This window comes from Cupriavidus sp. NPDC089707, from assembly GCF_044748965.1.
In the GTDB taxonomy this organism is placed as follows: Bacteria; Pseudomonadota; Gammaproteobacteria; order Burkholderiales; family Burkholderiaceae; genus Cupriavidus.
Genome location: NZ_JBIVHB010000007.1, coordinates 36108 through 57137 on the forward strand (window position 1 = coordinate 36108; position 21030 = coordinate 57137).

The following is a 21030-nucleotide window of genomic DNA, read 5'->3' on the forward strand; positions in this document are numbered from 1 at the left end:
ACATCGGCGCCGGCGCTATCCCGCCGGCGGGCAATAACCCTTCCGGGCGCTTTTTTGCACTAAAAAAAGCACGACTGGTCGGTCTTAAAAAATGCGCGCGGAGAGCCACCGGCTGAAGCCGGCCCCGATGCTGCCGCGCCAATCCAGCAACCGATTGGAGGTGCAGGTCGTGACACAAGCAGTCTCTTCCCCTTCCCCGGCGAATTCCGCCGGTCAGCCGCCCGTCGCCAGGCCATCGGGTAACCGACCCGCCGCACGGCCCACCCTGCCCACCCTGCCCCTCTGGCAGCGGCTGCGCTGGCAGGCGGGCAGCCTGGTATCGCCATCCGCCACCGCGCGGGCGCTAGAACGCCTCTGGTTCACGCCGCCGCGCGGCGCTGCCACGTCGGCGGCGCGCCGCTTCCTGGACAGCGCCCGCAGCGACTGGGCCCTGGTGACCGGCTACGGGCCCAGCCGCCGGGTGCGCGTCTACCGCTGGGGCGATTCCGGCCCGGCGGTATTGCTCGCTCACGGCTGGGGCGGCCATGCCGGGCAATGGCATGCGGTGGCCGGTAGCCTGGTGGCAGCTGGCATGCGCGTGGTGGCCTTCGATGCGCTGTCGCATGGCGCGTCCGATGCAGGCACGCGCGGCGCGGCACAGACCTCGGTGCTGGAAATGTCGCGCTCGCTGCTGGCCGCCGCCTGGCACGCCGGCCCGGTCCACGCCGTGGTGGCGCATTCGCTCGGTGGCGCGGCCACCGCGCTGGCCCTGCGCGAGGGCCTGCCGGCACGCGCCGCAGTACTGGTCGGCTCGCCGGCCGATATGCACGCCGCGTGCGCGGCGCTGGCCTGGCAGCTCGGCATTGCACCGGCAGTGCTGGCACGCATGCAGCGGCAGAGCGAGCGCTGGCTCGGCATGCCTTGGTCGGCGTTCAACGTACCGGAGATCGGACGCTCGCGTCCGGTGCCACCCACGCTGGTGATCCATGACCGCGGCGACAAGGAGGTGCGCTGGGAAGACGGGGCCGCCATCGCTGGTGCGTGGCCTGGCGCTGAACTGGTCACCACCGACGGACTGGGCCATCGCCGCATCCTGCAGGATTCCGCCGTGATCGACCGGATCGCGGCCTTTGTCCGGCCCAAGGCCGTGGGCACCGTGACAGCTTCGGTGGCCGCCCTCGCCGTGAACTGAACCCGGAGGACATCATGTTCCTGGTAAGCAACGATATGACCGCCACCCTGCCCGCACGCAGTTCCCTGCGGCTGGTGGCCGATCCGGGCGAGCACGTCGCGGTGCGTTGTACCGAAGGCGAGTTATGGCTGATCCGTGACGGCGATCCGAAAGACACTTCCCTCGCCGCCAGCGAATCGTTCACGATGCCGGAGGCTGGCACCGTGGAGCTCTATGCCATCACCCGGGCCAGCGTGCGTGTCACGCGCTGCAGGACAGGAGCGGTGGGGGCGCGCGGCTGGCGGCACTGGCTGGCTCGCATCCTGTCGGCGCAAGGTGCCGGTTATGCGGGTACACACCGCTGAGCCCCACGCCGCCCTTCATCAGTGACACCGCTCGTTTGCAGGCAGGTGCCGCGCCCGCGCGCTGATGGACGCTATTGATTCTGGGCGGTTAATTGCATTATTCATGACGAGCGGCGCGCCGCCCGTATCCGACTCCTGGCTCAGATCCGCAGCGCTACCAGCATCCCGCGCGCGATCGGCTGCAGCCAGCCGCGCCGCCATGTCAGCGTGAAGGCGACCGCCATCGCGCCGGCCATCATCGCCAGCGCCCACAACAGCACGCCAAAGCCGGTGCCGTTGCCCGGCAGCGCGGCCACGGCACCCAGGGCCACCAGCGCCCATGCCGCGCCACGCAGGCGCCGGCGCGATCCGTCCGGCAAAGCGCCACCCTGCCCCGACAGCTCGTTCCAGTGCCGCTCGGTGGCGCAGGCAAACAACACAAAGGCGCCATAGGCACAGAGCGCCAGGGCGATCAGCAACAAATGGTCAAGCGCGTTCGGCATGGTCTGCCTCCTCCAGGTTCGATGCAGTCGCCGCCCGGGCCGCCGCCACGCGCCGCAACCGGCGCGCCGTCGTCAGGGCCAGCGCGCCGGTCAGCAGCAGCGCGATATCGACACCCGCCACCGCAAACTGCCCGCGCGCCAGTGCCAGCGGCAGCCAGTCGCCAGTGGTGAGGCCGTTGCACAGCGGCGCTGCCAGCGCCAGCGCGGCGATCGCCAGGCATTGCTGCCGCCACGGCACCAGCGTGCGGCTTCCTGGCCGCATCGCCACGCGCGCGTGGATGGCCGTGGCCAGCCAGACCAGGAAGAACAGCCCGGCCTCGATAAACTCGCGCGACGGCAGCGTCATCGGCAGCAGACGGTTGGCCACCATCATCGCCAGCGTCGCGATCACCAGCCCGGTGGTCATGGCCGCGGTGACCGCGGCGGCCAGGCGCACGCCGCGCTCGCCATGGCGCGCATGGCGCTTGTCGAGCCAGTACAACTGCCCCGTGCCGATCAGCACGCAACCGGCCAACCCGCCAAGGAAATACAGCCAGCGCAGCGGCCAGTGGTCAAAGGCGATGAAGTGCATGCCGGTCAGGAAGCGCTGCGTGGTCGCCGCGGGCGGCAGCGGCGCGTGGTGCAGCAGCCCCCCGGTGGCGCCGTCGAAGTAGGCGGCGTCGTCCGCCAGGCTGACGCGGTCGCCCACCGAGCGGCTGATCTTGACTACTGCGTTGGCATCGCCCGGGTTCCAGACGCGGATCGCGGCAGGCGCCGCCCCGCCCCAACGCGCGCGCGCGGCCTCGACCATCGGCCCGAGCGGCGCCATCGGCGCGGCCACGCCCGCAGCCGGCCGCGAATAACCCGAAATGGCCTGCTCGTAGAAGGTGTTGGGCTGCTGGTAGAGCGCGTTGATGCCGGCCGGGATCAGGATCATGTAGACGATGCAGATGCCGGAGAACGAAATCACCGCATGGAACGGCAGCGCCAGCACGCCGGTCAGGTTATGCAGGTCGAGCAGGCTGCGCTGCAATTGCTTGCGCGGCCGGAAGGTGAAGAAATCGCGGAAGATGCGCACATGCACGATCACGCCGGACACGATCGCCGCCAGCATTGCCATCGCCGCCAGCCCCACCAGCCAGTAGCCGATGTTCCACACGCGCAGGTGCAGGTTGTAGTGCAGCGGGTAGAAGAAGGACGATGCGCCAAGCGTGCCGACATCCGGCAGCAGCGCGCCGGTGCGCGGGTCGGCCAGCCGGATCTGCCCGCCGGCCGCGGCGTAGCGCACGCGCGCGATCATCACCGGTGTGCGCGCCTCGGGCAGCGTCACGGCCCATTCGCGCAGCGGCTTGCCGGCAGCCAGCGCCTCCACGGCGCGCGGCACCACGGTGTCGATATCGATGCCCGGCGGCGCGGCCTCGATGCGCGTGGCCGGCATCATCCACCGGTCGATCTCGCGGTCGAACACCGCGACCGACCCCATAAAAAAGGCCACCATCAGCACGCCGCCCAGCAGCACGCCGATCCAGGTATGCGCCCAGGTCATGGCCTGGCGCAGCCCGCCTTCGTGGGCGGCAGTCTTGTTCGCCGCGGCGCGGCTGTTGTTCTTGCGCACGGTCTTGCTCACGCCAGCCGCTCCCCGAGCCATTGCGCCACGCCGGCGCCGATGGCCGCGCCAGCCAACAGCACCAGCCAGACGCGCCACAGCCGCCGTGTCACCAGCGCCCACAGCGACGTCATCGGGAACAGCAGGAAGGCCAGCATCGAAAACCAGAGCACCGCTTCGCTGCGCGGCAATCCCAGGCGCCAGCCGAGCACGGCACCGCCGGCAGTGACGCCCCAGGTGAAAGCATAGCTGCCGGCCAGCGCGGCCAGCGCGCGGGCGGTCATCGCCAGCGCCGGACCCATGGCGCCGCGCGACGGCAAAGATGAGGGACTATTGTTCATTGGAATATCCTGCAACGCGCGGCCGGCGCGGCAGTGCGATGTTGCCGCACCGCCGCGCCGCCGCGCCGGGTATCGCGCTTACATCTTCATGCGTACGGTAAACATCGCCGCACGCGGCTGGCCCCAGATGTTGCCTTCGCGCGGGTTGTTGATCCGCGCATAGTAGCTGCGATCGAACAGGTTGGTCAGGTTCAAATCGGCCGAGACATGCTTGTTGAAGTCATAGCCGATCGCCGCATCGAAGGTCGCATAGCCGCCGCGGCGCAGCGTGACTGCGCCGATCGGTGCCGGGAACAATGCGGTGTTCTGCACATGGCTGACCGCGGTCATGCCGCCGCCGATACGCCAGCGCTTGAAGTCGCCGGGCAGGCGGTACTGCGTCCACAGCTTGAACAAATGCTTGGGCGCGATCGCAGAGAACGCCGTGTTGAGCTGGCCGGTGCGGTCCTGCAGGTCGGTCGTGATGTTGAAGGTGTAGCCGGCGTAGACGGTCCAGTTCGGCGTGATGCGGCCGCTGGCCTCCAGCTCGAAGCCCTGGCTCTTGGTCTCGCCCTGCGACACGTAGAACGGGTTGCTCGGATTGGTGGTGTTGACGTAGTCGACCGTGGCGCGGCCGGTTTCGCGCACCTGGAACAGCGCCAGCGAGGTGTTCAGCGCGCCTTCGAAGAACTCGCCCTTCACGCCCACTTCATACTGCTTGCCCTTGATCGGATCGACCAGGTTGCCGCTGGCAGTGAAATACTCCTCCTGCGGCTGGAAGATCTCGGCATAGCTCGCGTAGGCCGACCAGTGCTCCGTGAAGTCGTAGATCAGCCCGGCGAACGGGGTGAACTTGGCGTTGATGTTGTCTTGCTTGGTCACACTGGCGGTCGACGTGTACTGGCGCGCATTGATGTCCCACCAGCTCAGGCGCCCGCCCAGCACCAGCGTCACCGGGTCCAGCAGCGAGAAGCGTGCGTCGCCGTAGACGCCATACTGCCGGGTGCTGGTCTTGGTGCCCGAGCCGTTGGGCGTAAAGACCGGCTTGGCGAAGTCGCTGCGCGGATTGAAGATGTTCACGACCTGCGAGAACGGCGTCGACGAGTAGCGCGGGTCGCGCCGCTCCGAATCGGAGAAATTGAAGCCGATCAGCGCCTTGTGCCGGCGCCCGAACAGCGAGAACGGACCGTTGGCATAGACATCGAAGCTGGTCTGCTCCTGCGTGTAGGTCTGCTTGGCCGCGAACAGCGTGGTGGTGTTCACGCCCGGGATAACCGGCGCGTACGCGTACGCCTGCTCGCGGTGCATCTGGTTGTTCAGGTAGCGCAGCGCACCCTTGACCTGCCAGCCGCTGTCGAACTTGTGCTCCAGCTCGGCAAAGGCCGAGGTGGTATAGAAGTGGTCGCTGTTCCAGTCGGCACCGAGGTAGGTCGAGCGCGGCACGTCGAGCAGGCTCGCCTGGCGCGTGAGCGGGTTGAAGTAGGCCGGCAGCGTCCACGGCTGGCGGCCTTCCGAGTCCTGGTAGCTCGCGCCCACCGTCACCATGGTGCTGGGCGTGATGTCGTACTCGACCACGCCATAGAGGGCGCCGGTGCGCATATTGGCCTTGTCGATGAACGAGTCCTTGTCCTGGAATGCGCCGGTCAGGCGCGCGCGCAGCGTGCCGTCGGCGTTCAGCGCGCCGCCCGCGTCGATCTCAGCGCGGTAGTTGTTCCACGACCCCACCGACAGCGCGCCCTGCACCTGCGTCTCGCGCGTGGGCTTCTTGCGCACCAGGTTGATCGCGCCACCGGTCTTGCCGGCGCCGGACAGCAGCCCGGACGGGCCCTTCAGCACTTCGACCCGGTCGATCATCGACAGGTCGGGCTGCACCGTGTTGCGCCAGTCATACTTGGTCGGCACGCCGTCCAGCAGGAAGGTGTCGATCTCCAGGCCACGCGAATAGTAGATGGTACGTTCCTGGTCGCGCTTTTCCACGAACACGCCGGTGGCTTGCGCCAGCGCGTCTTCCAGCGTCACCAGGTTCTGTTCCTTGATGCGCTCGCTGTTGATCACGGTCACCGATTGCGGGACTTCGCGCGCGGTCAGCGGCACCTTGCTGCCGGCAGTGGTCGGCGGATTGATCGGGTTTTCGCGGGCGCCGTTGACCGTCACCGCGGGCAGTGCGGGCTCTGCCGGGCGAGCGGCGCTTCCCGCGGCGGCGGCGGCGGCGGTGGCGGGTGTCGCCCCCGTGGCGGCTTCCTGTCCAAAGGCCGATGCGCTGAAGACCAGGCCGACCGCGGCCGGGATCCAACGCATGGCGGTGCGGCACGACGTTGCTGCCCCGTTCCGTGCTGCCCGCGCGCGCGTGTTCGCGCGTCTGTTGCTGTGTTTCATGCCCTTCTTACTCCCCTGCTCTGTTGTTGGAAAAATGGCCATTAGGACCGGCTGGCGACCCTGCAGCCGCCAGCCGGTCCTTTCATTGTTTTTTTGTGGTCAGTGCGTGCCGGCGTGCGCCATCTGAGGCGGACGGCTACGCGCGGGCTCGGGCGCGGCGGTGCGCACGTGGTCCAGGCCCTGGCTTTCGCCGTTGCCCAGCACCGCCGCCGCAATCTCCTGCGCTCGCACAGCCAGCACCGACAGCAGCGTGTCCGACAGCCCGTGCGTGGCTTCGCAGCAGCCTTGCAGGAACACCCCCGCCTGGCAGCCCGGCGCCATCTGCAACCGGTAGTCGCGGTCGGCCTGGAAGCCCTTGGCGTCGTCCAGGTAAGACGCCAGCGGCGCCAGCAGCGACTGGTGCAGCTCGCGCCGGTAGCCGGTGGCGAGGATCACCGCGTCATAGCGCTGCAGCTGGTGCGCGCCGTCGTCGCGGCGCGCGATGTCGAGCCGAACGCCGTCGGCATCGGCCTCGGCATGGCGCGCTTCGTAGCCCGCCAGCAGGCGGTGGCGCACCTTGCCGGTGACCTTCTGCTGGTACAGCACTTCATAGATGGCTTCGATCAGGTCGGTATCGACTACCGCGTAGTTGGTGTTGCCGAATTCGCTCAGCAGCTGCTCGCGCTCGTTGGGCGCGCGAGAGAACAGGTAGTCGATATAGCGCGGGTTGAAAATCTCGTTGACGAACGGACTGTCGTCGGCCGGCTTCAGCGCCGGCGCCCGGCTGACCAGGTCGACCTCGATATTGCCTTCGCGGCCGTGCAGGTCGAGGAAAATCTCGGCGGCGCTCTGCCCCGAGCCGATCACCGCGACCCGGCGCACCGGCCCCGCCCGCCCAAGCCGCTCCAGCGACGCCAGGTAGTTCGACGAATGGAACACGCGCGCATGCCCGCGCAGCGGCACGAAGGTGTCGGGAATGCTGGGCGCGCCGCCCACGCTGACCACCACGTTGCGCGCGCGGCGCACCGTCAGCGCGCCATCGGCCGCGCGCGAGGTCACGCGCAGGCATGCCAGCGCGCCGTTGCCGCCATTGCCGCCGGCGGTCTCGGGCTCGACCGAAACCACTTCCTCGCCGTAGTGGCAGGCGTCGGCAAAGTCTGATGCCACCCACGACAGGTAGTCGTTGAACTCGTAGCGGCTCGGGTAGAAGGTGCGGGTATTGATGAAATCCAGCAGCCGTTCGCGCTCGTGCAGGTAGTTGATGAAGGTATAGCGGCTGGCCGGATTGCGCATCGTGACCAGGTCCTTCAGGAACGAGATCTGCATGCGGCTGTTGTCGAGCAGCATGTTGCCGTGCCAGACGAAGCCAGGCTTCTTCTCGATAAAGCCAAAGCGGAACGACGACTGCTGCGGCAGCATCTCGCGCAGCGCCACGGCCAGCGCAAGGTTGGACGGACCGAAGCCGATGCCGAGCAGGTCGAGCACGGGCGGTGCGCCGGCACCTGGGCGGGCACCGTTCGCGGCGAAGGTCGAAGCTGAGTAGAGCATTGGGGTCTCCTTTCGCGGCGGGGTCAGGCGGCAAGCGCGACGGGTTCCGAGCGGGCTTGCGCCGGCGCGTCTTCCTGCGGCACCCACAGGCGCTCGCCGAAGAAGCGTTCGCGCAGCAGCATCACCAGCATGGCGCGCTTGTGCGGAAAGTCGAAGGCCTTGACCTTGGCAAAGCCGGAGCGGTCGAGGTTGCGAATCTGCTGCACGTGGTCGATGCGCGGCTCGCCGACAATGCGCTGCGTGCGCGGATCGTCGAGGAAGATGTAGTGCATCAGCGACGGCAGCCAGGCACTGATATACGCCTTGCCGCGGATCTCGCCGTCGCCGATCAGCACGTGCCAGCCGCGGTCGAAGTCATCGGCGTCGTAGTACGGGCCGATGCGGTTTTCCCTGGCCCAGTACACCTCGAAGTAGGCGAAGGGCTTGCCGTCCAGGCAGCCGATCAGCGGGATGGTGTGCGGGTCATCCAGCTGCGCCTGCAGGTAGCCGCGGTGCTTGGCCAGGTCGCCCTCCTCCTGCCAGAAGACCGCCACGCGCGGATCGTTCATCCAGCCGTGGAAGCACTGCAGGTCGGCATCGAGGTCGGCGACGCGCATCGAGAACACCTGGTCGAGCCAGGGAATATGGCGCGCATAGACCTGGCCGGTCGGCTTGGGCGCGCGCAGCGGATGGCGCTTGCCCGCGCTCATGGCGTACTGCAGCGGGAAATCGCGACCCGAGGCGCCGGTGTGCCACAGTGCCGGCAACTGCCACAACTGCTCGACGCGCGATATCAACTGGCCGTTGGCATCGCGTACGGCGCTGCCTTCGCGCACCATGGCGGCGGCGAGGGTCTCGGGCACGTCCAGCGCGATCGCTTCGGCGGCTGGCGCGCGCGCCAGCGCCGCTTCGCAGGCGGCGAACGTGGCGGCGCGTGCCAGCGAGTGGTCCAGCGTGGTGCCGGCAAGAGCGAGGCGGGGCTGGGCGCCCGGCGTGAACTGCCACGCCTGCAGCGGCGCGCTGTCCAGGCTGAGCTGCAGCGCGGCACCTTCCCAGCGGCTTTGCAGGGTGGTGGTGTTAGCAGACGACCAGGGCTGGCCGGCGACGGCGTGGGTCATCGAAGACGCGGTGCTTTGCATTTGAGCTGACTCCCTCTGAATGTTGGCGCGCGTCATGCGGCGGCCTGTTGTTCGTTGTGTTCGTGGTCGCCGGCATCGGCGCCGGCGTTGGCGCTGTCGGCGCTGTCGGCGCTGTCGGCGCTGTCGGTGCGGATGACGCCGCTGTCGCAGCGGATCACCCGGTCAGCCACGTGGAAATAGCGGTCGTCGTGGCTGACCGCGACGATGGTCTTGCCGCTGCGCTTGAGCTCCGGCAGCAGCGATTCATAGAAGTAGGCGCGGAATACCGGATCCTGGTCGGCGGCCCATTCGTCCAGCAGCAGCACCGGCCGCGCCTCGACATAGGCTGCCAGCAGCGCCAGCCGCTTGCGCTGGCCCTGCGACAGCTGCGTGGTCGACAGCAGGTCGTCGCGGATCGCGACCTTGTGGTCCATGTGCAGCCGCTTGAGGAAGGCATTGGCCACCGCGGCGTCGAATTTGCCGTCCGGCCCCACCAGCCGCGCGAACAGGTGCGCGTTGGAGAACACCGTGGCGAAATGGCTGCGATACCAGGGCAGTTGCGCCGCCCCTACCGTGGTGCCGGCCAGCGAGACGCTGCCGTCCGTGGGCTGGTACAGGCCTGCCAGCAGCTTCATCAGCGTCGATTTGCCGCTGCCGTTGCCGCCGACGATGAACACGGTCTCGCCGGCGGCCAGCGTCAGCGACACCGGCCCGAGCCGGAAGCCGCGCTCGTCGCCCTGCCCCGGGTAGTCGTAGCGCACATCCTGCAGCGCCAGCAGCGGCGTGCCAGGCGCCGGTGCCGTGGCGGCGGCGTTGTGGCTGGCATGCAGCGCAAAGTCCTCGGTGTACGGCGCCAGCCGCAGCGTATCGATCTTGCGCAGCGCGACGTTGCCGGTCATCAGGATCGGCAGCGTGCCGACCAGGTCGTTCAGCGGCATGCGCAGGAACATCAGCACCAGCACGAAGGCGGTGATGCGCTCGCGGGCAATGCCCAGCGCATCGCCGGCAATGAAGATCGCGCAGGCCAGCCCAAGGATCAGCGCCGCGGTAAACGACAGGCTCAGCACCCAGTAGCGGTCGGCGCGCACTTCATGCGCGCGCGCAAACTCGGCGGCGGGCTCGAAGTCGCGCTGGTAGAAGCTCTGCTTGCGCCAGGCATTCAGCGCGAGTTCGTAGCGGCCGTCGATGGCGCCCTGGTAGCCCGCGTAGAGGCGGTCGTCGGTGTCGCGCACGGCCTTCATCAGCCCGCGCATGCGCAGCACCCAGCGCTGCGCCAGCAGCACGCCGCCGCCCAGCACCACCGCGCCGAGCACGAACAGCTGCCACGACAGCCAGCCCAGGTACAGCAGGCCGCCAACGACCAGCACGCCGTTGTAGAACACGAACGGCACGCGGTTGAAGGCCATGCCGATCGAGGCGATGTCCTTGGTCAGCGTGGCATAGACGGTGGGGCCGCCAATCGCTTCCAGGCGCTCGACGTCGGTATCGAGCACGCGCTTGAGCATGCGCATGCGCATGTCGTACACCACGCGGTGGCCCAGCGCGGTCAGCAGCGCCTGCGAGCCGAAGCCGCAGCCGAACAAGACGGCCAGCAGGCCGAGCAGGATGCCGACGCGGCCGGCTTCCAGCGCCGCCGGCGCGGCAATCATGCGGTTGATCTCGGCAATCAGCGCGATGCCGGCGAGCGCGCTGCAGGTACCCGCGGCCAGCGCCAGCAACAGCAGGCCGCCAAAGCGGCGGCGCAATGACAGGAACAGGTTCACAGGGTCTCCAGCAGGTCGTTCATGAAGGCCAGGTCGGCGTCGGCATCGCGCCGTCCGGCCTGGTCGATCGCCGCGGCCATGTCGCGCAGCACCGGCGCGGCGAACAGCGCCGGCAGCGCCAGTTCGCTCGCCATCTGCTCGCGGATGCGGGTCTGCAGCCGCACCAGCAGCAGCGAATGGCCGCCCAGCAGGAAGAAGTCGTCGTCGGCGCCCGCCTCGGTGACGCCCAGCACCACGCACCAGAGCGCGGCCAAGGCGTGCTCGGTCGGCGTCGCTGACGTCGACAGCGCGGCCGCGGCGCGCGCTGCCGCGGGCTCCGGCAGCGCCTGGCGGTCGACCTTGCCATTGGCGTTGAGCGGCAGCGCGTCAAGGCGCGTCAGGCTGGACGGCACCATGTAGCCGGGCAGCTGCTCGCGCAGGCGTGCCAGGATGGCGTCGTCTGCCGCCTCGGCGCCGGCCACGTAGTAGGCGCACAGCCGGGCCATGCCGTCGGGGCCGGGGCGGGCCACGCACACGGCGTGCTGCACGCCCGGACAGGACGCCAGCACCGCGTCGACTTCGCCCGGCTCGACACGGAAGCCGCGCACCTTGATCTGGTGGTCGCGCCGGCCAAGGAACTCGACGATGCCGTCGGCACGTTTGCGCGCCAGATCGCCGGTGCGGTAGAGCCGGTCGCCCGCCATGGCGCCGGGCGAGCCTTGGGGAAAGGGGTTGGGCACGAAGGCCGCGGCGGTGCGCGACGGGTCGGCGGCATAGCCGCGCGCCAGGCCGGCACCACCGATATAGAGTTCGCCGGCCACGCCCGCGGGCACCGGCTCCATGCGCGCGTCCAGCACATAAAGCTGGTTGTTGGCGATCGGAAGCCCGACTGGCGCCACGGCCCACGGAGGCATGCCTTCGCCCTCGCCCGCCAGCGCATGCGCGGCGGACCAGACCGTGGTCTCGGTCGGGCCGTAGACGTTGCAGACCTCGGCGCCGCGCGCCAGCAGCGCCACGGCCAGCTCGCGCCCCAGCGCCTCGCCGCCGCACAGTGCGCGCAGGCCCTGCCATGCCGGCGTGGCCTGCGTAACCAGCATCTGCCAGGTGGCCGGCGTGGCCTGCATCACGGTGATGCCATGGGCGGACATCAGCGCCGCCAGCCGCGCCGGATCGCGCGCGTCGTCACGCGTGGCGATCACCACGCAGGCGCCACTGGCCAGCGGCAGGAACAGCTCGAGCCCCGCGATATCGAAGCCCAGCGTGGTCACCGCCAGCAGGCGGTCGTTGCCGTCCATCGGCACCACCGGCGTCATTGCGCGCAGGAAGTTGGCAAAGGCCGCGCGCGCGATCTGCGCGCCCTTGGGCGTGCCGGTCGAGCCGGAGGTGTAGAGCGTGTAGGCGAGCTGCGCCGGATGGCAGTCCAGCGCGGGGGCGGTCGCAGGCGCCGCATGCCACGGCGGAATGTCGCCGTCGACGAGCACCACGCCGGCGCTGTCGCCCAGCGCGGCACGCGTGCCCGCCGCCGCGAGGATCAGGCGCGGGCTGGCGTGGCGCAGGATGTGGGCGTTGCGCGCGGGCGGGTGATGCGCGTCGATCGGCAGGTAGGCGGCGCCCGCCTTGAGGATGCCGAGCAGCACCGCTACCAATTCCGGCGTGCGCGGCAGGCAGACGCCGACCAGGGTGTCGGTGTCCACCTGCCGCCCGGCCAGCCAGTGCGCGACGCGGTTGGCGCTGGCTTCCAGCGCCGCATAGGTCAGGCTGGCGCTGCCATCGGTGATGGCAATGGCGTCCGGCGTGGCCGCGGCGGCGCGCGCGATGCGGGCGACCACGTCGTCGGCGGCGTCGAGCGCCAGGCCGGTGTCGTTGGCACTGGCCAGCGTCTTGTCCCGCTCGCTTGCGTCCATCAGCGGCAGCGCGTCGAGCGGCACGTCGGGAGACGCCAGCATCGCGCCGAGCAGTTGCTCGTAGTGCCGGGCCATGCGTTGCGCCGTCGCTTCGGCGAACAGCGCGGCATCGTATTCGAGCGTGGCCGACACGCGCTTCGCGCTGGCCTGCAGGTCGAGCGTGACGTCGAACTTGGCGCTGTCGTCGGGCACCGGCAGTGCGCTCGCCTGCAGGCCGGGCAGCGCAAACGACGCGGCATCGCCCATCTGCAGGTTGAACATCGCCTGGAATACCGGCGTGCGGCTGGGATCGCGTGCCGGTGCGAGCTTGTCCACCAGCAGTTCGAACGGCAGGTCGGCATGGTCGAGCGCGGCGCGCGCGTCGTCGCGCACCTGCTGGCACAGCGCGCGCCCCGTCAGGCCGGGCGCCAGCCGTGCGCGATAGACCTGGGTGTTGATAAAGCAGCCGACCAGGTCGTCGAGTTCTTCATGGGTGCGCGCGGCGTTGGGCACGCCGACCGCGAAATCGGACTGACCGCTGTAGCGCGCCAGCAGCGCTTGCCAAGCCGCCAGCAGCACGGCGAACGGCGTGGTGCGGCCGCCGCCGGAAACGTCGCCGGAAACGCCGCTGCAGTAGTCGCGCAGCGCGGCGGCCACGCCGTCGGACAGCGTCCAGCGGATGCGCCCGCCCTTGCCCGCCGGGCGCGCCGGACGCGGTGCGTCGAGCGGCAGTTCCAGCGCGGGAATGGCGGTGCCCAGCCGCTGCGCGCAGCGCGCGAGCGCGGCATCGAGCGAGGGACCCGCCAGCCGTTCGCGCTGCCAGGCGGCATAGTCCGCGTACTGCACCGGCAGCGGCGCCCAGCCCGGCCCGGTGCCGTCGATGGCCGCCGCATAGGCCTGCGCCAGGTCGCGCGCCAGGATCGGGTTGGACCAGCCGTCGGAAACGATGTGGTGCATGGCCAGCACCAGCACGTGGGCGCCGTCGTCCAACCGGGCCACGGTGACATGGAAAGGCGCGGCGTCGTGCAGGTCAAACACGCGCGCGGCTTCACGGCGCAGCAGCGCATCGACCTCGCCTGCGGGCAGGTCGAGCCACTGCACGGCTGGCGCCATATTCGCCGCTTCGCCGACCACCTGACAGGGCTCGCCGTCGCCGGCCGAGAAACGGGTACGCAGCACGGCGTGGCGCGAGGTCACCAGCGCCAACGCCCGCTCCAGCGCCGGCGCCGACAGCGGGCCCTGCAGGCGCCACGCGCGCACCAGGTTGTAAGCCGTGCTGTCAGGCGCGTAGCGTTGCAGGAACCACAGCCGCTGCTGGGCGAAGGAGAGCGGTGCCGGGCCGTGCGCGGCGCGCGCGCGGATCGTCAAATCGGGCTGCGTCATCGGGTCTTCTCCGGAGCGGCAATGCAGGCGCTGGTGGCCTGGCTGCCTCGACCCACGCGGGCCCGCCGTGGACTCGGCTTGGCCGCGAGCGCTTCGCCGCCGCGGCGTTGCCACGGCCTGCGGTCAGGAAAGCGCCCGGGTTCGGGATTGTCACTACAAATATAATTGCGAATATACCTGATAATCATTCTCATTTTCAACATGAAAGATGGCGTTGAATGCACAATTACAACGCCGTTCAGGGTTGTCTCTTTTGCCTGCTCTACTACCGCTACCGCTGTTGCTTGAATTGTTTCCGGGGCCGTTGCGCCAATACGCGGACGCCGTGGTGGCCGGCCCACCCGCGCCCGGGGACATCGCCATCGCCGCGCTGGGCTCCACGCCGGCAAGCCCCCTCGCCCGCGCGCTGGCGGCCAGCGCCGCGCACCACGACAGCAACGACGCGCGCGTGACTGGTTCGGTCTGGGCACGGCATGGTTTCGCGTCGCTGCTGCCCGGCGTGGTGGCCGCCGCCGCGCTGGCGCACCATGTGCTGCCGCTGCGCGCCGCTGCGATCCGGTGCGATGGTCACGGCCGCGCCGTGACCCTGTTGTTGCCGCATGGCGGCGAGGCGCTGCACGACGCGCCGCCCCAGCAGCGCTACAGCGCACTGCTGGACGACCTGCTGGCGCCGCTGGTGCAGTCGCTGGCCGCGGCCAGCGGCGCATCGCCGCGACTGTTGTGGGCCAATGCCGGTGCTGTCGTCGCCGAGGTGTTCCGGCATGCGCCCGCCCTGCTGCAGCCGGGCCTGCCTGCCACCGAGGCCACGCTGGCGCAGGATGCCGCGTGGCTGATGGACGCCCGCACGCGCCCCGACGGCCAGGACAACCCGCTGCATGCGCCGATGCGCGCGCATCGCGTGACCCGCGACGGCACCACCACCACACTGTGGCTGCGCCGGCTGTGCTGCCTGCGCTACCGGCTGCACGGCTTCCCGTTGTGCGGCGACTGCCCGCGCCAGCTGCTGCGCTGAAACCATCGCCTCCCGCTCCTCTTACGCCGCCAGCGCGCTGGCACAGCCTTCGCTGCCGCCGGCGATGCGTGCCGGCAGTTCGGCCAGCGTGGCATCGGCCAGTGCCGGCAGCGCCAGCAACAGCGCCAGGCATTGCCGTGCGAGGTCCTGCGCCGCGGCGCCGTCAAGGGCCGCCGTGTCGTATTCCACGCGCAACGTCAGCGTTTCGCGCGGGATGACGATGGCGGTCACCGGGTAGCTCATCTGGCCGCGGTTGTCGACGTCGCTGAAGCGCAGCGCGCCGCGTTCGGTTTCGCGCAGCGTGCTGTCGACCGGGTAGTTCTCGTAGATCAGCATGGTGTCGAACGGCGCCTGCGCCGTGTCGTCGCTGCCAGCCGCCCAGGACTGCAGCCACGCCGGCGGCGCGTGCTCGGCCTCGCGCAGGGCCAGGTTGTCGGCCTGCAGCGCGGGCAGCCAGTCGGCCACGCGCAGCGTGTCGGGCAGATCCTGCACCAGCGGCAGCGTGCTGGCCAGCAGGCCCATGATGTCTTCGATGCCGGGCAGCTCCGCCGAACGCCCCGAACCCACCACCGCCATGCCGACGGTGCGGGCACCGGCGGCCTGGCGCAGCGCCAGCAGCCAGGCCGCCTGCACCAGCGTGTTGACGGTGACATGCTGGCGGCTGGCAAAGGCGGCCAGCGTGCGCAGCGCGTCGGCCTGCACCACGTGCTCGACGGCGCCCATGCGCTGGCCGCGCTGCGCGGGCGCGATATCGCGGGTGATCCGCACAGGCTGCCGTTGCAGCGGCGCCAGCCGCGTTTGCCAATGTTCGTCGGCGCCGGGCTGCGCCTGCTGCCACGCCACGTAGCGGCGCAGCGGCGTAGCCGCCTGAGCGGGCAGTTCTCCGTCGTAGCCGCGCAGCACTTCACCCAGCAGCCGCGACATGCTCCAGCCATCCAGCAGCAGATGGTGCCAGGTCCAGAGGAAGCGCCACGCGTCGTCGGCAATGCGCACCAGCGTCAGCCGCATCAGCGGTGCGCGGCACAGGTCGAAAGGTCGGCGGAACTCGGCCTCGCACAGCGCCTGCCATTGCGCGTCGTCGGCGGCGGACTGCGGCCGCTTGCCGCGGTCGTCGCGGTCGCGCCAGTCGTGGTGGATGACCGGCATTTGCGCCTGTGCCGGCACCACCAGCAGGGGTTCGGCCCCGTCCGGCGCCGGCAGCCAGGCAACGCGCGCGCGCAGCACCGGATGGCGCCGCATGGCGGCCTGCCACGCCGCGACCATGCGCTCGACGTCGAGGCCGTCCATGGTCGCCTGCACCTGCACCATGTACGCCGGCGATGCCGGATGGCGCGCGCCATGGCGCACCATGCCGCGCTGCATCGGCGTCGGCCGCCAGATGTCCTCGATCTCGTCGGCGGCCAGCGCCAGCGCATCCAGCTGCGACTGCGACAAGCCGCTGGCCGGCACGTCCGACGGCGTCAACCGCGTGGCGGGTTGCGCCACGCAATGCGATACCACGTCGCGCAAGGCCTGGGCAATGCGCGCCAGCAGCGCGTCGATGGTGGCCTCGCGGAACTGGCCGCCGCGATACGTGCAGCGGAACTGCAGGCAGCCATGCTGGACCCGGCCGTCGAACGCCAGCGGCGCCGGCAAGGGGATCTCGGCGGACACGCCGCTGCCGGTGTCCTCCGCCGCCACCTGCCAGCCGCCCGCCTCGGTGCGCAGGCTGCCGTCGAACTGGCCCAGGTAGTTGAACAGCACCTGCGGCGCCGATACAGCGGCCTCGGCGGTCCCGGCGGTCCCGAACACGCCGTAGCCCAGCCCTTGCCGCGGCACCGCGCGCAGGGCTTCCTTGACGCCCGCGATGGTGTCCCCAAGGTCATCGACGCAGGCCAGGCGCACCGGCCAGATGCTGGTGAACCAACCCACCGTGCGACTGAGATCGAGCGCGGTGCCGGCCGCTTCGGCTTCGCGCCCGTGGCCTTCGACGTGGATGCGGATCTCGTCGCGGCCCGTGAAGGCGCACAGCGCGCGCGCGAAGGCCGCCAGCAGCAGGTCGTTGACGCCGGTGCGGTAAGCGGCGTGGCCGCGCCGCAGCAAGGCGTCGGTGGTAGCCGCGTCGAGCGCGAAGCTGGCCGTGCGGGCGCCATCGGGGCGAGGCTGCGACGCATCTGATGCATCGGCCGGCAGCGCAAGATCACCCTCTGCCACCGCTTGCCAGTAGGCGCCTTCGGCGGCAAACACCGCGCGGGCCGGGCCGGCCAGCGTGCGGCTCCATGCAGCGTAGCTGGCGCCCACCGGTGCCAGCGCCGGCGCCTGTCCAGCCAGCCGCGCGGCATACGCGATCTGCAGGTCTTCCAGCACGATGCGCCACGACACGCCGTCCACCACCAGGTGGTGGCAGACCAGGAACAAGCGCTCGCTACCGTCGCCCACGCGCAATTGCAGTGCGCGCAGCAGCGGGCCGTGCTCGATATCCAGCTTCCCCTGCTCGGCGTCGCAGGCAGCCGTGATCGCCCCGGCGTCGGGCGCTTCCGCCGCCGACAGCGCGAATGCGTCGGCGGCTTCGGCAACGGCCTGCTGGTGCCAACCGTCCCCGGTATCGCAGAAGCGGTAGCGCAGCGCCGCATGCTGGCCAACCACGTCGGCCAGCGCGGCGCGCAACGCCGCCGTGTCGATGGCCGACTGCGACTGCAGCAGTACCGACTGGTTGAAGCGGTTGCGCGCGGCGGCGGTCAGCGGCTGGCCGAGAAACGCGCGCTGCACCGGCGTCAGCGGCGCCGCGCCGTGTTCCGCCGCATCATTGGCGGCTCCCTCCTCCGCCACGTCCACGCGCTGCGCCACCAGCGCCAGCGCCGCCACGGTCTGGTGCTCGAACACCTGGCGCGGCGTCAGCCGCCAGCCCTGCAGCCGGGCGCGCGCGACGATCTGCAGGCTCAGGATCGAGTCGCCGCCGAGCGTGAAGAAGTTGTCGTGCAGGCCCACCTGCGCGATGCCGAGCACGTCGGCCCACACCGCTGCCAGCATCCGCTCCGGCGCCGACACCGGCGCTGCATAGGCGGCTTCGGCCTGCCACTGCGGCTCGGGCAGCGCGCGCCGGTCGAGCTTGCCGTTGGGCGTGACCGGCAGGCTGTCGAGGCGCAGCACCGCAGCCGGCACCATGTAGTCGGGCAACGCTGCGGCAAGCGCGCTGCGCAGCGCTTCGGCCTGCACCGTCGCCGGCGCGGCCACGTATCCGATCAGGCGCGTGCCTGCCGGCGTCTCGTGCGGCAGCACCACCGCCTGGCGCACGTCGGGCTGGGCCAGCAGGTGCGCCTCGATTTCGCCGAGTTCGATGCGGAAGCCGCGGATCTTGACCTGGTGATCCTGCCGGCCGAGATACTCGATGCAGCCGTCGGGGCGCCAGCGCACCAGGTCGCCGGTGCGGTACAAGCGCGCGCCGGGCGCGCCGAAAGGATCCGGGACGAAGCGGTCGGCGGTCATGCCGGCGCGGCCGAGATAGCCGCGGGCCAGCCCTTCGCCACCGAGGTACAGCTCGCCCGGCACGCCGACTGGTACCGGCTCGAGGCGGCTGTCAAGCACATGCGCGCTGCGCATGCCCACCGGCCTGCCGATCGGCGCATAGGCGCCGGTCACCTGCGCGGCGGCTTCGTCCGCCGCGGCCTTCCACACCAGCGGCGTCACCACCGTTTCGGTCGGGCCATAGCCGTTGATGATGTGCTGCGGCCGCAGCGCCTGCGTCAGCCGTTCCACGCCGGCGCGCGGCATCGCCTCGCCGCCGAAGGAATAGAGCCACAGCGGCGGCGGGTTGCCTTGCGACTCGGCCCACGCGGCCAGCTGGTGCAGGTAGCGCGGCGGAAAACCCGCGTGCGTGACCGCATGGCGGCGCAGCGCGGCGTAGGTCTGCTCGACGCTCCACAGCGTGTCGTCGCGCAGCACGATGCTGGCACCGCTGGCGAGGGGCACCATCCAGCGCTCATGCGCGCCGTCGAAGCTGAACGAGAGGAAATGCAGCTCGCGGCTGGCCGCGGTGATGTCGTAGCACGCGGCCGTGGTGACCACGTGCATTGCCAGCGGACCGTGTGCCACGGCCACGCCCTTGGGCCGGCCAGTCGAGCCGGAGGTGTAGATCACGTAGGCCAGCTGCCCGGCATGGATCGTCACGCCTGGGTCATGGTCGGGCCACGATGCATCGTCGCCATCGTCCGCGAGCAGCACCGCCAGGCCCGGCACGACCGGGAAGGCATCGCGCAGCGCGCGCTCGGTCAGCAGCAGCCGCGGCGCAGCATCTTCCTGCATGTCGAGCAAGCGCCGTGCCGGATAGGCGGGATCGAACGGCACGAAGCAGGCGCCGGCCTTGAGCACGGCCATCAGCGCCACCAGCATGCGCGGCGAACGGTTCAGCGCCACGCCCACGCGAAACTCGGCGCCGATGCCTTGCGCGATCAGCCGGTGCGCCAGCCGGTTGGCCTGGCGCTCAAGCTCGCCATAAGTCAGGGTGTCGTCGCCAAACAGCACTGCCGGCGCAGCGGGCGCGCGGCGCGCGTGCGCGGCCACCTGCGCATGGACGGCCACGAACGGCGTTGCCGCGCAGGCAGGCTGGCTCCAGCGAGCCAGGGCCTCACGCTCGGCGTCGGCGAGCAGCACCGCGGTGCCGGGCGTAGTCGCCGGGTCGGCGGCGAAGGCCTGCAGCAGGCGCACATAGTGCCCGGCCATGCGTGCCACGGTGGCGGCATCGAACAGGTCGGCGGCGTAGGCAATGCGGCCGCACAGGCTGCCATCGGCCAGTTCGGCCGTAGCCAGGCTCAGTTCGAAGCGCGCAGTGGTGACCGGCAGCTCCAGCGGCGTGACGCGCAGCCCCGCCAGTTGCGGCAGTGCCGCCGCGCCGCTGGTGCGATGGTCGAAGGTGACGTTGAACAGTGCCGGCTGGCCAAGGCTGCGGTCCGGCTGCAGCGCCTCGACCAGCAGGTCGAACGGCAGCGACTGGTGTTCCTGGTCCGCGGCGGCCTGCGTGGCGAGCCGCGCCAGCAGGTCAGTGAACGGCTGCTCCGGGTCGACCTCTGCCCGCATCACCTGCATATTGACGAAGCAGCCGATCAGGGCCTCGGTCTCGCTGCGCTGGCGGTTGGCCACCGGCACGCCGATGCGCAGGTCGGACTGGCCGGTATAGCGGCCCAGCAGCACCGCGTAGGCGGCCAGCAGGGCCATGTTCAGCGTTGCATGGCGCGTGGCGGCGAGCGTGCGCAAGGAATCGGCCACGGCTGCGGGGATGGCGAACACATGCTCCGCACCCTCGCCGCTACGCGCGGCACGGCGCGGGCGGTCGGCTGGCAAGTCAAGCGCGGCGCCGGCGCCGTCTCCCAGCCGTGCGCGCCAGTAGCCGAGCTGGCGCTGGGCCTCGCCGGCTTCCATCCAGTTGCGCTGCCAGGCGGCATAGTCGGCGTACTGGACCGGCAATGGCGGCAGGCCGGCTTGCGTGCCGGCTTGCGTGGCGGCATAGCCTGCGGCCAGGTCGGCGACGAGGCGGACGATCGACGCGCCATCCGCGACGATATGGTGCAGCACCACGACGAGTACGTGCGACTGCGCGCTCTCGCGGATCAGCGCCACGCGCCACAGCGGTCCGGCGCCGAGATCGAACGGTTCATGGACGATGCGGGCGACCGTTGCGCCAAGGCCGTCCGGATCGGGGTCCATGACGGCAAAGGCCGGCGGCAGGTCTTCATGCACGTGCTGGCGGGCGACGCCGGCAGCATCGGTCGTATACGTGGTGCGCAGCACTTCATGGCGCGCACCGATCTGCACGAACGCGCGGCGCAGTGCCGCGGTGTCGACTTGGCCCTCGAGCCGGTACACGCCCGGCATGTGGTAGGCGGTACTGGCAGGGTCCAACTGCTGCAGGAACCAGAGTCGCTGCTGCGCATACGACAGCGGCAACGCGCCAGCGCGCGGCGCGGGCACGATGGGCAGCGTGGAAAACGCCACGCCTTTGCCGTGCAGCGCGGCCAGGAAGGCGGCGCGCTGCGTCGGCTCCAGCCGGGCGAAGCGCGCGGCAACTTGCGCGGCAACTTGCGCGTGCGCGGTACTCAATGCGTCTGACATGGGGCGGGATCGGTCAATGGATTT

12 protein-coding genes are annotated in these 21030 nt (G+C 70.4%); 3 read left to right on the plus strand and 9 right to left on the minus strand.

Going from position 1 to position 21030, the window contains the following annotated elements; translation table 11 throughout:
- Positions 1 to 169: 169 nt before the first annotated feature.
- Together ACIP1U_RS13495 and ACIP1U_RS13500 are read left to right on the plus strand one after the other, a co-directional pair.
- The gene (locus ACIP1U_RS13495; RefSeq protein WP_400315520.1) at positions 170 to 1171 is read left to right on the plus strand and encodes an alpha/beta fold hydrolase; all 1002 of its coding nucleotides are present in this window, start codon (positions 170 to 172) and stop codon (positions 1169 to 1171) included.
- A gap of 14 nt (positions 1172 to 1185) precedes the next feature.
- Positions 1186 to 1515 (plus strand): DUF2917 domain-containing protein, encoded by a 330-nt coding sequence (locus ACIP1U_RS13500; RefSeq protein ID WP_400315522.1) that lies wholly within the window; start codon positions 1186 to 1188, stop codon positions 1513 to 1515.
- A gap of 140 nt (positions 1516 to 1655) precedes the next feature.
- Here the strand turns inward: ACIP1U_RS13500 and ACIP1U_RS13505 are convergent, their stop codons facing one another.
- From ACIP1U_RS13505 to ACIP1U_RS13540, 8 genes are all read right to left on the minus strand, one after another.
- On the minus strand, positions 1656 to 1997 hold the full coding sequence (locus tag ACIP1U_RS13505) for a DUF3325 domain-containing protein (RefSeq protein ID WP_400315523.1): 342 nt from the start codon (positions 1995 to 1997) through the stop codon (positions 1656 to 1658).
- On the minus strand, positions 1981 to 3603 hold the full coding sequence (locus ACIP1U_RS13510) for a PepSY-associated TM helix domain-containing protein (protein ID WP_400315526.1): 1623 nt from the start codon (positions 3601 to 3603) through the stop codon (positions 1981 to 1983). The genes ACIP1U_RS13505 and ACIP1U_RS13510 overlap by 17 nt, the downstream gene beginning before the upstream one ends.
- The gene (locus ACIP1U_RS13515; RefSeq protein WP_400315529.1) at positions 3600 to 3923 is read right to left on the minus strand and encodes an iron uptake protein; all 324 of its coding nucleotides are present in this window, start codon (positions 3921 to 3923) and stop codon (positions 3600 to 3602) included. Before ACIP1U_RS13515 ends, ACIP1U_RS13510 begins: the two co-directional genes overlap by 4 nt.
- Positions 3924 to 4001: 78 nt before the next feature.
- Entirely contained in the window at positions 4002 to 6200 is a 2199-nt protein-coding gene (locus ACIP1U_RS13520; RefSeq protein ID WP_400315531.1) for a TonB-dependent siderophore receptor, read from the minus strand.
- Between the two features lie 177 nt (positions 6201 to 6377).
- Positions 6378 to 7805: a lysine N(6)-hydroxylase/L-ornithine N(5)-oxygenase family protein gene (locus ACIP1U_RS13525; protein WP_400315534.1), complete on the minus strand. Its 1428-nt coding sequence runs from the start codon at positions 7803 to 7805 to the stop codon at positions 6378 to 6380.
- A 23-nt stretch (positions 7806 to 7828) separates the two neighbouring features.
- Positions 7829 to 8923, minus strand: a complete 1095-nt coding sequence (locus ACIP1U_RS13530; RefSeq protein WP_400315537.1) for a GNAT family N-acetyltransferase — start codon at positions 8921 to 8923, stop codon at positions 7829 to 7831.
- A 32-nt stretch (positions 8924 to 8955) separates the two neighbouring features.
- A complete protein-coding gene (locus ACIP1U_RS13535; RefSeq protein WP_400315539.1) occupies positions 8956 to 10665 on the minus strand; it encodes a cyclic peptide export ABC transporter in 1710 nt (569 codons plus the stop codon).
- Complete coding sequence (locus tag ACIP1U_RS13540; RefSeq protein WP_400315541.1) at positions 10662 to 13910, minus strand: amino acid adenylation domain-containing protein; 3249 nt, start codon at positions 13908 to 13910, stop codon at positions 10662 to 10664. Before ACIP1U_RS13540 ends, ACIP1U_RS13535 begins: the two co-directional genes overlap by 4 nt.
- 328 nt (positions 13911 to 14238) lie before the next feature.
- On the opposite strand from ACIP1U_RS13540, the gene fhuF reads away from it, so the two are divergent.
- A complete protein-coding gene (fhuF, locus tag ACIP1U_RS13545; protein ID WP_400315544.1) occupies positions 14239 to 14922 on the plus strand; it encodes a siderophore-iron reductase FhuF in 684 nt (227 codons plus the stop codon).
- Between the two features lie 21 nt (positions 14923 to 14943).
- On the opposite strand, the gene ACIP1U_RS13550 is transcribed toward fhuF, so the two are convergent.
- On the minus strand, positions 14944 to 21006 hold the full coding sequence (locus ACIP1U_RS13550) for an amino acid adenylation domain-containing protein (RefSeq protein WP_400315547.1): 6063 nt from the start codon (positions 21004 to 21006) through the stop codon (positions 14944 to 14946).
- Positions 21007 to 21030 lie beyond the last annotated feature (24 nt).